Raw genomic sequence first — 11301 nt, forward strand, 5'->3', positions numbered from 1 at the left:
CACTTACTATAGGCCTATAATGTTCAAACGAATTAAAGTTATTACATTGTTAATCATGGTGTTACTCGTGCTTGGCGCCATGCAATTGATCTCCGCAGGCGTGTTTATCAGCGCGCTGAATAACGATAAAAACAACTTCACCATTTCTCAGGTTTCCAGCCAGAACGTTTCCGAATTTACCGATGCCTGGATCAGCCTTAACCAGGCGCGCGTGACGCTGAACCGCGGCATGCTGCGTCTGCAAAGCAGCACCGCCAGCCAGATTAACGGTGGGCAACTCAGTGAACTGGCAAACAATGCCACTGAACTGCTGAACCAGGCACAAAAGCATTTCGACAAATACAAAGCCATTCCGGAAACCCCGGGTCTCGACAAAAATCTGTCGAAAGATCTGGAAACCCAGTATGGCGTCTACCATGCCACGCTGACGGAAATGAACCGTTTGCTGTTGGCCGGTAAACTGGAAGATATGTTCCGCCAGAACGCCGAGCAGAAGCAGACCGCGATGCAAAAAAGCTACCGCGCATGGCGTGATGCACAGACCGTGCTGGCGAACGAAGGCGTCGTCGAGAACGAACGTGATTACCAGCGCATTATGTGGATCATCGCGCTGGTCATGCTGGTGGTACTGGCGGTTATCGTGATGAGCTGGGCCGCAATGCAGCGCGTCCTGCTGAAACCGTTGCACGAAGTGATGGGTCATATTCGTCATATCGCCACTGGTGACCTGACGCACAACATTAACGCCGATGGCAAAAATGAGATGGCGTTGCTGGCGAAAAACGTGCAGGAGATGCAGCAGTCGCTGGTGAAAACCGTGAGTGTGGTGCGTGATGGCGCAGACACAATTTATACCGGTGCGGGCGAAATCTCCGCCGGTAGCAACGATCTCTCTTCCCGTACCGAACAGCAGGCGGCTTCTCTGGAAGAGACGGCAGCCAGCATGGAGCAATTGACTGCCACGGTGAAACAAAACGCCGACAACGCCCGTCAGGCAACGCAACTGGCGCTGAATGCGTCCGGTACCGCTAAAAAAGGCGGCCAGGTGGTGGATGGCGTGGTGCGTACGATGGATGAAATCGCCACCAGCTCGAGCAAAATTGCGCAGATCACCAACGTCATTGATGGCATTGCCTTCCAGACCAATATCCTGGCGCTGAACGCCGCCGTAGAAGCCGCCCGCGCGGGTGAGCAGGGGCGTGGTTTTGCGGTGGTGGCCGGTGAAGTCCGTACGTTGGCGCAGCGCAGCGCCCAGGCGGCGAAAGAGATCAAAGGGCTGATCGAAGATTCCGGCAACCGCGTTGATGCGGGGGCGGCGCTGGTTCACCAGGCGGGTGAAACCATGGCCGAGATCGTCAGCGCGGTCACGCGTGTGACGGATATTATGGGGGAAATCTCCTCGGCGTCTGATGAGCAGAGCCGTGGGATTGACCAGGTGGGCCAGGCCGTGGCTGAGATGGATCGTGTGACACAGCAGAATGCGTCGCTGGTGGAAGAGTCTGCCGCTGCCGCAGCCGCACTGGAAGAGCAGGCGGCGCGCCTGACCGAAACCGTGGCGGTGTTTAAGGTCAACCGCACACAGCGCGCCAAAACCACCGCGCTGCGTTCTCCGGTCAGCACGCCAACAGTGAAAGCGGCGGAAAGCTTCAATGAAGCGAACTGGGAAACCTTCTAAATCGCGTTAACCCGGCTTCTCCGGCCGGGTCATCTTCCCACCGCGTTACGTCGCATCACTCAGCGGCGTAACGCGGGTTTTCACCGGTTTTGATAACACCGCCGTTACCACGCCGCCCACCAGCAAAATAATGCCGCAGAAGGTCAGTAGCGGCGGCATGCTCTGGCGCAGCAGGAAGGTATAGAGCAGCCCGGCAAGGGTTTCGAAAACAATCAGCGGGCCGACAATCACGGTGGGCAGCCTCTGGCAGGCGATGTTCCAGCACAGCGTGCCAACCCATGAGCAAAACGCCGCAATCACAAACATCAGGCCAATAAACACCCACGGACGCGGGCCAAAAGGCAGGGCAAAGTCCGGTTGTTGTCCGCAGAGCCACAGCGTGGCGGCAATATACCCAACCAGCGACACCGGCAGCGTCACCAGCGCTTGCGCAGTGGCCCACATCATCGGATTTTTATCCGGATTTTCCCGCAACCAGCGGGCGTTACGTAATGCATACCATGCCCAGCAGGCGACCGAGGTAAAGGCCAGCGCAATACCGGAGCCGTAGCGCCAGGCGCTGAAATCGGGCAAACCGTGGCGCAGTTCAGCAATATTTACGCACCCCAGCCCCAGCGCAATGCACACCAATGCAGGTGACAGACGCCGCCACGAGAGTTTACCGTCTCGCTGGCTGTAGAGCAGGTTGGCGCACACCGGGATCACCACTGGCAGCGTGGCGATAATCATGGTGGAGACCGGCGCTCCGGTACGCTGGATAGCGCTAGCCAGGCAGACGTAATAAATCAGGTTGCCCATGATGGTCAGCCACAGCGCGGTGACCCAGTCGCTGCGCGTCAACTGGCGCAGGCGCGCACGGCCCAGCCAGGCCAGCGGCAGGGCAATCAGCCCCAATGCCAGGTAGCGCCCGGTTGATTGCAGTACCGCCGGGTAATCCGGCACAATCAGCGGCCCAACAAAAATCAGCCCCCACAACAGCCCGGCAAGCAGGGCGTACAACACACCACTAATCATCTTCCCATCCATTTCTCTCTTGTTCAGAAGCAGTGTAGGGAAGTGACAGGCAGGAATATTGTATGAGATTGCGCATTAACGGCGCGCAACCTGTTTCTGGTAGCGTCCCGGCGTAATGCCGTAACGATGGGTAAAGGCGCGGGTGAGATGCGACTGATCGCTTAAACCGGTCGCCGCAGCGACATCGGCAGCGGGCATGCCCTGCGAGAGAAATGCTTTGGCGCGCCACAGGCGGATTGCCATCAGCATCTGGTGCGGGGTGACGTGAAAATGGGCCTTGAACTGGCGCTGGAAGTGATACGGGCTGAGCGCTGCGACATTTGCCAGCTCATCCAGCGTCAGGCTGTGCATATAGTTATCGTGCAGGTATTCGCGCACCCGATCAAAACGGTGCGCCCCCTCAGGACGCTGCGGCGCATGGTGCGCCAGTGGGCGGAACGTGTCGATCAGATTCAGCAGGATCCCCTGTTGCGCCAGTGGATCGTCGGTATGCCACAGACTGTGGATCTGCGCGCAGATCAGCCGGGTGCGCAAGGGATCGTGACGCGTGACATCGCTAAACCACCAATGACGGATGCCGGTAACCTGTTCCAGTAACGCTGGCTCCAGATAGACCATGCGATAACGCCAACCGTCGGCGGTTTCCGCTTCGCCGGTATGCAGCTCATCGGGGTTCATAGTGACCACGGAATTCGCCGGGGCGATATATTGCGTGCCGCGATAACGAAAACGCTCGGCACCCGCTTCAATCGCGCCAATGCCGAATGCTTCATGGGTGTGCGGTTCAAAGGCGTAACGGGAGATATGCGCGTGGTACAGCTCGACCCCTGGCAGTAAATCCAGATGACGAAAACTGGCGCAATCTCGCTTGTCGTTAAACTGTTCTGGTACGCCTTCCACTTCAGGTTCCTCCGCACAGGCCATCTCTCTATTATTAGGGATGACCTGGCAGGAGGCTACAAAAATTAACCAACCTGTAACGTTTACAGAATGGTGTCGACGCTGTCGGCAATCGGTGTGGTCGGGCGGCCAATCAGTTTGCTCAACGTTTTGCTGTCGTCAAACAGACCGCCTTTTGCCGCGCCCGCATCGGAGTCCGCCAGCAGGTTCGCAAACACCTCCGGCAGGCCCACTTCTTTCAGCGCAGCGGCGAAATCGGCTTCACTCAGATTCTGATACACCACGTTTTTACCGCTCGCTTTGCTCAGCAGTGCCGCCAGTTCGCTCAGTGTCCATGCGGTGTCGCCCGCCAGTTCATAGATCTTGCCAGCATGCCCTTCTTCGCTGATCACACGCGCTGCGGCGGCAGCATAATCCGCGCGGGTTGCCGAGGCGATTTTGCCCTCTCCGGCCGCGCCAATAAACACCCCGTGCGCCAGTGCAGCAGGCGCGCTGGCGAGGTAGTTTTCGCTGTACCAGCCATTGCGCAGCAGCGCATAAGGAATGCCGGAATCCGCCAGCATTTTTTCAGTTTCGACGTGTTCAACGTGCAGGCCAAGCGGGGAGGTATCCGCATGCAGCAGGCTGGTATAGGCGATAAATTTCACGCCCGCAGCTTTGGCGGCGTTGATCACGTTGCGGTGTTGTACGGCTCGCTGGCCGACTTCACTGCTGGAGATCAGCAGCAATTTATCGACCCCGGCCAGTGCCTGAGTGAGGGCAGCCTGGTCGCCGTAATCAGCCTGACGCACAAGGATGCCTTGTTGGCTGAGATATTCGGCTTTTGCCGGGTTGCGAACAATAGCGACAATCTGTTTCGCCGCCACGGTTTTCAGTAGTTCTTCTACCACAAACTGGCCCAGTTGGCCGGTCGCGCCGGTAAGTGCGATCATGGGTATTCTCCTTCGATTTCGGTGAGTGTCGTGGTACGCTATCACCTTAACTAACTTTTAGTAAGTACGTACAAAAAGGTAAGTATGAAAAAAGAATCTCGCCCTCTGACGTTGAGCGAGCAAGTGCGCAACGGCAACTTGTTCGCAGAGCAGTGTCCGTCCCGGGAGGTGCTCAAGCACGTGACCAGCCGCTGGGGCGTGTTGATCCTGATTGCGCTGCGCGATGGCACCCATCGTTTTAGCGATCTGCGCCGCAAAATGGGCGGGGTCAGCGAGAAGATGCTGTCGCAGAGTTTGCAGTGGCTGGAACAGGATGGCTTTATCAACCGCGTTTCTTATCCGGTGGTGCCGCCGCATGTGGAGTATAGCCTGACCCCGCTCGGTGAGCAGGTGAGTGAGAAGGTTGCCGCGCTGGCGGACTGGATCGAACTGAATGTTCCCCAGGTGCTGGCGCACCATGCCCAACAGGTGGCGTAGCTGCGTAGATCGGGTAACACGACAGCCGCCATCCGGCCTGCGGTTCAGGCCGGACAGGGCACCGCTGTTATTTGCTTAAATCGACTTTATAGACGGCAAAACCGATCTCGTCGTTCGCCACTTTTTCCATCGGGTATTGCGCCTTGTCTTTGATAAACGCAGCGGCTTTATCCGTTGGCGCGGTTTCAAAGCGGATATCCAGCTTACTGTCGGTATGAATGGGCGCCAGCCGCCAGTTATTATCCGCCGCCGGGTGGATTTCACCGGCGCGTTTGGATTCGTCACTGATCCACTTTGCCAGCACCGCACGGTTCTCGTCCGGCGAGGCAAACGCGATATGGCTATCGCCGGTCCCGGCAAACTTGCCGCCATAAGCGCGGTAGTTATTGGTCGCGACGAGGAAAACGGCGTTGGGGTCGACAGGCTTGCCGTTAAAGGTCAGATCCTTAATGCGTTCCGCCTGCGGATTGATGCTCTGGCATTCCCCGTCATAGCGCGCCGGTTGCGTGACATCAATCTGGTAATTAACGCCGTCGATCACATCGAAGTTATAGGTCCGGAAACCGTCCCAGTTCAGCAGGCTTTGCGGCTTATCGCTGTGCGGATCAATACGGTTAAACTGGCCTGCCGAGCACTCCAGCCACTCTTTCACCTCTTTACCGGTCGCTTTGACCACCACCAGCGTATTCGGATAGAGATACAAGTCCGCTGCGTTGCGGAACGTCAGTTGCCCTTTTTCCACTTCAACAAAACTGGCGGGATCGTTTTTACGTCCTCCGGCTTTAAACGGCGCGGCAGCAGAGAGTACCGGCAATTTCGCCAGATCCGGATCGCCCTGAATAAAGTGCTCAACATAGGCTTTCTGCGCGTTGTTCACCACCTGCACGGTGGGATCGTCCTGCACCAGCGACAAATAGCTGTACATGTTGTCGGCGGACTTGCCGATCGGTTTACCGACAAATTCGCGGGTGGCGTCATGATCGTGTTTCAGGATCGCCACCAGTTTGCTGTCTTCGCCGACCAGCGCTTTTTTCGCCGCCGTATCGTAAATGGGCCGCGCTTCGGTTTTGGCGTCGGCAACCTGCCATTTACCGGCGTCATTGTTCATCACCAGATCGACGACGCCCAGATGATCGCCCCACATGCCTGGCATCACCGCCGGAATGCCGTTCAGCGTGCCTTTGCTGATGTCTGCGCCTTTAATGGCGGCAAACTCTTTACCCGGGAACACCGCGTGCGCATGACCAAACAGAATCGCATCGACGCCCGGTACCTGGCTGAGGTAGTAGACCGAGTTTTCCGCCATTGCCTGATACGGTTCCGCAGACAAGCCGGAATGCGCGACCACCACCACCAGATCTGCGCCTTTGGCGCGCATCTCCGGTACGTATTTACGCGCCGTTTCGGTGATGTCGTTGACGGTCACTTTGCCGCTCAGATTGGCTTTATCCCAGACCATGATTTGCGGTGGCACGAAACCGATATAACCAATGCGCAGAGTATGTGCCTTGCCATCTTTATCCTGAACAGCCGTCTCTTTAATCAGGTAGGGTGTGAACAGCGGTTTTTTGCTTTTCGCATCAATGATATTGGCGTTGACGTAGGGGAATTTCGCGCCTGCCAGCGCTTTATGCAGGTAATCGAGACCGTAATTGAATTCGTGGTTACCCAGGTTGCCGACGGCGTAATCCAGGGTGTTCATTGCTTTATAGACCGGGTGCACCTGACCCGCTTTCAGTCCCTTTGCCGCCATATAATCGCCGAGCGGGCTTCCCTGGATTAAGTCGCCGTTATCTACCAGCACGCTGTTTTTGACTTCCTGGCGGGCGGCGTTGATCAGGCTGGCGGTGCGCACCAGTCCGAATTTTTCCGTCGCACTGTCTTTGTAGTAATCAAAATCCATCATGTTGCTATGTAAATCAGTGGTTTCCAGAATCCGCAACTCCACCGTCGCGGCCTGGACGCTTGCCGCGATCAGCGTGGCAAGAAGCGTTACACTAAACTTAATCATCAGAGGCATCCTTTTTCGATCTGGGCCACAAAAGAAATTGTTATGTACATTTTGTTGCTTACAGAATTGTGAATACTGCCATAAAAGTGGGTAAAGAAAACGCAATCACTATCACAGATGGCAGATTCCGGTGCGATGCGATATAAGTAAAACAACGAGTTACAAACCACTGAACAGACAAGAGGTGGAGAATGTTAGATGCAATTTGTCGGCTCGCGCGGGAAGCGGGCGATGCCATTATGCAGGTCTACGATGGGCACAAACCGATGGATGTCACCAGCAAGGTAGATGACTCCCCGGTCACCGCCGCAGATATTGCGGCGCACCAGGTGATTGTGCGCGGTTTGCAGGCGCTGACGCCGGACATTCCGGTGTTATCAGAAGAAGATCCTCCGGGCTGGGAGACGCGCCAGACATGGCAGCGCTACTGGCTGGTTGACCCGCTGGATGGCACGAAAGAGTTCATTAAGCGTAACGGTGAGTTCACCGTCAATATCGCGCTGATTGACCAGGGGAAGCCGGTCATGGGCGTGGTTTACGCACCGGTGCTGAAAGTGATGTATTACGCCGGTGACGGCAAAGCGTGGAAAGATGAAGCGGGTAATCATCATCAGATTCAGGTGCGCGATGCCCGGCCGCCGCTGGTGGTCGTCAGCCGTTCCCATGCGGATGACGAACTGAAAGAGTACCTGCACCAGTTAGGCGAGCACCAGACCACGGCGATCGGCTCCTCGCTGAAATTCTGCCTGGTGGCGGAAGGGAAAGCTCAGCTGTACCCGCGTTTCGGGCCGACCAACGTATGGGATACGGCCGCAGGGCATGCGGTGGCGGTGGCTGCCGGGGCGCACGTTAACGACTGGCAGGGGCGTTCGCTGGATTACACCCCCCGTGAGTCCTTCCTCAACCCCGGCTTCCGGGTCTTTATTTACTAAGCAGCGTGTGCAGCAGGGCGATGACCTGCTGCACCTCTTGCTGGCTCAGCCCGCCATCTTTTGCGTACGCCACGCGCCCGTCTTTATCCAGCACGACAATCGCCGAGCTTTCCTCTTCCAGTTGCCAGGCTTTGCGCGCAACGCCGTCACTATCAACAATGAATTGTGACCACGGGTAGAGTTTCTTATTACTCTCGATGCTGCTGCGCACGAACATGGCGCTGCCGGGAATGGCGTCATCGGTATTGATAATGGTGGTGGTCTGGTAGCGATCGTGCGGCAGGTTGGCGGTTTTGATGGCTTCGATCAGCGCGGCGTTCTTCTCTTTGGCAGAGGTCCGACCGGCAATATGTTGCACAACCCGCACTTTGCCAGGAAGCTGGGCACTATTCCATTTTTTATAGCTAAACTTGTCATTATCAAGCATCAACTCCCCTCTGTCGGCTATGCCCACAGGCGGCACGCGCTGGTTGGTTTCAAAGTTATGGGCTGAAGCAACCAGCGGCAGTAACAGGCATGTCGCTGCCAGAATCTTACGTAGGGTCATGGTTTTTCCTTGTGTTTATGCAGGTGATCCGACCACTTGGGTGGCCATTTTAATCATATGTGCGATCAATCCGTTTTTCCCGCAATCAGGATGCCAGTTTGCGGGTGGACGCACATATCCGCACAAAAATGCGGATTTATACTGCATAGCGAAACGCACTGAAAAGAAAATTCTGAATAATTGTCATCAAAAGGTAAATAAACTTATACACACTATGTATCAGTGCGGTTCTGAACTATAGTCACTGAGCATTAAATTTGCGCTCATCAACGCTGGTCCGATTGTGGTACCGCAAGGGCGTAATGCTTTACAGGAGATAAAAGAATGAAAATTTTCCAGCGTTACAATCCACTTCAGGTGGCCAAGTACGTGAAAATCCTGTTCCGTGGACGGTTGTATATCAAGGATGTTGGCGCTTTCGAGTTTGACAAAGGCAAGATCCTGGTCCCGAAAGTGAAAGACAAGCAGCACCTGTCTGTGATGTCTGAAGTCAACCGTCAGGTTATGCGTCTGCAAACTGAGATGGCTTAACCCGTCGTGCTATGCAGTAGTTTAAGTACTATAAAAAAACGGCCCCGATGGGGCCGTTGACATTTTAGCGTTAGTGGCGCGTCACGCTGCGCCTTTCTCTTCCGCATCCGGCAGCTTTGGCGTGAGCAGCGTTGTACGCGTGTCGACACGCGTCACCAGTAGCTGATCAATTCGGTAGTTATCAATATCCACCACCTCGAACTTATAGCCCGAGAACTTCACTGCATCGGTGCGTTTCGGGATTTTACGCAGCATAAACATCATAAAACCGCCGATGGTTTCATAGTTGCCCGACTGCGGGAACTCATCGATATCGAGTACGCGCATGACGTCGTCAATGGGCGTACCGCCGTCAATCAGCCATGAGTTTTCATCACGGGCGACGATCATCTCTTCCACCTGGCCGACCAGGTCGCCCATCAGCGTGGTCATCACATCGTTAAGGGTGATAACCCCCACCACCAGCGCGTATTCGTTCATGATAACGGCGAAATCTTCCCCGGCGGTTTTAAAGCTTTCCAGCGCTTCGGAGAGGGTTAGCGTGTCCGGCACAATCAGCGTGTTACGGATCTGCACGCCGCTGTTGAGCGCCATGCTCTGGTTCGCCAGCACGCGGTTAAGCAGATCTTTCGAATCCACATAGCCAACAATGTGGTCGATATCGTCGTTACAGACCAGAAACTTCGAGTGCGGATGCTCCGCGACTTTGTTTTTCAGGCTCTGCTCATCTTCGTGCAGATCGAACCAAATCACGTTTTCACGGGAGGTCATGGAGGAAGGGACGGTGCGCGATTCCAGCTCAAACACGTTCTCAATCAGTTCATGTTCCTGCTTACGCAGCACGCCGGCCAGTGCACCCGCTTCCACCACCGCGTAAATATCGTCAGAGGTGATGTCATCTTTACGCGCCATCGGCAGTTTAAAGATGCGGAAGATGACATTCGCCAGGCCGTTAAAGAACCAGACCAGCGGACGGAAAACAAATAAACAGAAGCGCATCGGGTTGATGATACGCAAAGCCACGGCTTCTGGCGCAATCATACCGATGCGTTTCGGCGTCAGATCGGCAAACAGGATGAACATCCCGGTGACCAGCGAGAAGGAGATGATAAAGCTGAGCTGTTCGGCAAGCTCCGGAGAAACCACCCTGACCAGCAAGCTGTAAAACGCCGGAGAGAAGGCGGCATCACCGACGATACCGCCGAGAATGGCGACCGCGTTAAGGCCGATTTGCACCACGGTAAAGAAGGTGCCGGGGTTTTCCTGCATTTTCAGGATGCGTTGCGCATTGATGCTGCCTTCATCGGCCAGCAACTTGAGTTTGATTTTTCTCGATGCGGCAAGTGAGATCTCGGATAACGAGAAAAACGCACTTACTGCGATGAGACAGAGTATGACTAAGATACTGTTTAACATAATTTATCCAGCCATTGACCGGATCCTCGGAAGGGGTTTTTGAATATCCATGTGGTAAACACAATGAAAGCCGGTCCGAAGCGGTGGACCGGCAATTTCGAGAGCTAGTATAGCGTAAGCGTGTTACAAGCTACCAGAGGCTTAATTTTTGCCCGTTTTTATGGCGTATTTCCGCAAAATGTTAAGGGTTAAGCTGCGGCGGCAGGCAAACGCCAATACCGCCGATGCCGCAGTAACCATACGGGTTTTTATGCAGGTACTGCTGGTGATCATCTTCCGCGTAGTAGAACGGCGTGGCGGTTTTAATTTCCGTCGTGACCTGGCGATCGTCTCCGGCGCTGCGCATCGCCGCCTGAAAACGCTCAAGACTGGCACGGGCGGCGTCGTTTTGCTCCGGCGTCAGCGGGTAGATCGCCGAGCGGTACTGGGTGCCGTGATCGTTACCCTGGCGCATGCCCTGCGCCGGATCGTGGTTTTCCCAGAATACCTGTAGCAACTGTTCGTAACTTACCACCTTCGGATCGTACACCACGCGCACCGCTTCAGCGTGGCCGGTCTGCCCGCTGCACACTTCCCGGTAGGTCGGGTTCGGCGTAAAGCCGCCGGTATACCCTGCCGCAGTGCTGTACACACCCGGTAATTGCCAGAACAGGCGTTCAACGCCCCAGAAGCACCCCATTGCGAACAGGGCAATCTCCATGTTTTCCGGAATATGGGTCATTGAATGCGCGTTAACGGCATGTAAACTGGCTACCGGCATCGGTGTATTGCGCCCGGGTAATGCATCCGATTGAGAAACAAGCTCTTTTTTATCAAACAGACTCACGGTGGAACCTCCCGGAGGGTCGAATTGCGGTTCAAGGTTG

11 protein-coding genes are annotated in these 11301 nt (G+C 55.5%); 4 read left to right on the forward strand and 7 right to left on the reverse strand.

Annotated features, from left to right (window positions below):
• Window positions 1-19 precede the first annotated feature (19 nt).
• The gene (locus ACQ3G7_RS08280) at window positions 20-1675 is read left to right on the forward strand and encodes a methyl-accepting chemotaxis protein (RefSeq protein ID WP_430889490.1); all 1656 of its coding nucleotides are present in this window, start codon (window positions 20-22) and stop codon (window positions 1673-1675) included.
• Between the two features lie 45 nt (window positions 1676-1720).
• Here the strand turns inward: ACQ3G7_RS08280 and ACQ3G7_RS08285 are convergent, their stop codons facing one another.
• From ACQ3G7_RS08285 to ACQ3G7_RS08295, 3 genes are all read right to left on the reverse strand, one after another.
• A complete protein-coding gene (locus ACQ3G7_RS08285; protein WP_430889491.1) occupies window positions 1721-2689 on the reverse strand; it encodes a DMT family transporter in 969 nt (322 codons plus the stop codon).
• Window positions 2690-2764: 75 nt separating this feature from the next.
• On the reverse strand, window positions 2765-3589 hold the full coding sequence (locus ACQ3G7_RS08290) for an AraC family transcriptional regulator (protein WP_430889492.1): 825 nt from the start codon (window positions 3587-3589) through the stop codon (window positions 2765-2767).
• A gap of 83 nt (window positions 3590-3672) precedes the next feature.
• Window positions 3673-4521: an SDR family oxidoreductase gene (locus ACQ3G7_RS08295; protein WP_430889493.1), complete on the reverse strand. Its 849-nt coding sequence runs from the start codon at window positions 4519-4521 to the stop codon at window positions 3673-3675.
• Between the two features lie 84 nt (window positions 4522-4605).
• Between ACQ3G7_RS08295 and ACQ3G7_RS08300 the strand changes: the two genes are divergently transcribed.
• Window positions 4606-4998, forward strand: a complete 393-nt coding sequence (locus tag ACQ3G7_RS08300; protein ID WP_263098298.1) for a winged helix-turn-helix transcriptional regulator — start codon at window positions 4606-4608, stop codon at window positions 4996-4998.
• Window positions 4999-5065: 67 nt separating this feature from the next.
• Here the strand turns inward: ACQ3G7_RS08300 and ACQ3G7_RS08305 are convergent, their stop codons facing one another.
• A complete protein-coding gene (locus ACQ3G7_RS08305; protein WP_430889494.1) occupies window positions 5066-7009 on the reverse strand; it encodes a bifunctional 2',3'-cyclic-nucleotide 2'-phosphodiesterase/3'-nucleotidase in 1944 nt (647 codons plus the stop codon).
• A gap of 191 nt (window positions 7010-7200) precedes the next feature.
• On the opposite strand from ACQ3G7_RS08305, the gene cysQ reads away from it, so the two are divergent.
• Complete coding sequence (cysQ, locus tag ACQ3G7_RS08310) at window positions 7201-7941, forward strand: 3'(2'),5'-bisphosphate nucleotidase CysQ (RefSeq protein WP_263098296.1); 741 nt, start codon at window positions 7201-7203, stop codon at window positions 7939-7941.
• Here cysQ and ACQ3G7_RS08315 read toward each other — a convergent pair.
• Window positions 7931-8488, reverse strand: a complete 558-nt coding sequence (locus ACQ3G7_RS08315; protein WP_430889495.1) for a YtfJ family protein — start codon at window positions 8486-8488, stop codon at window positions 7931-7933. The genes cysQ and ACQ3G7_RS08315 overlap by 11 nt on opposite strands.
• A gap of 324 nt (window positions 8489-8812) precedes the next feature.
• Between ACQ3G7_RS08315 and ACQ3G7_RS08320 the strand changes: the two genes are divergently transcribed.
• Entirely contained in the window at window positions 8813-9019 is a 207-nt protein-coding gene (locus ACQ3G7_RS08320) for a DUF1107 domain-containing protein (RefSeq protein WP_008501430.1), read from the forward strand.
• 81 nt (window positions 9020-9100) lie between these two features.
• On the opposite strand, the gene paeA is transcribed toward ACQ3G7_RS08320, so the two are convergent.
• Window positions 9101-10435 carry a polyamine export protein PaeA gene (paeA, locus tag ACQ3G7_RS08325; RefSeq protein WP_430889496.1) on the reverse strand — a complete coding sequence of 445 codons (1335 nt, stop codon included), beginning with the start codon at window positions 10433-10435 and terminating at the stop codon, window positions 9101-9103.
• Between the two features lie 181 nt (window positions 10436-10616).
• Window positions 10617-11261 carry a peptide-methionine (S)-S-oxide reductase MsrA gene (gene msrA / locus ACQ3G7_RS08330; protein WP_430889732.1) on the reverse strand — a complete coding sequence of 215 codons (645 nt, stop codon included), beginning with the start codon at window positions 11259-11261 and terminating at the stop codon, window positions 10617-10619.
• Between the last annotated feature and the right edge of the window lie 40 nt (window positions 11262-11301).

It is taken from the genome of Kosakonia sp. N21 (assembly GCF_050587465.1).
Taxonomy (GTDB): Bacteria; Pseudomonadota; Gammaproteobacteria; order Enterobacterales; family Enterobacteriaceae.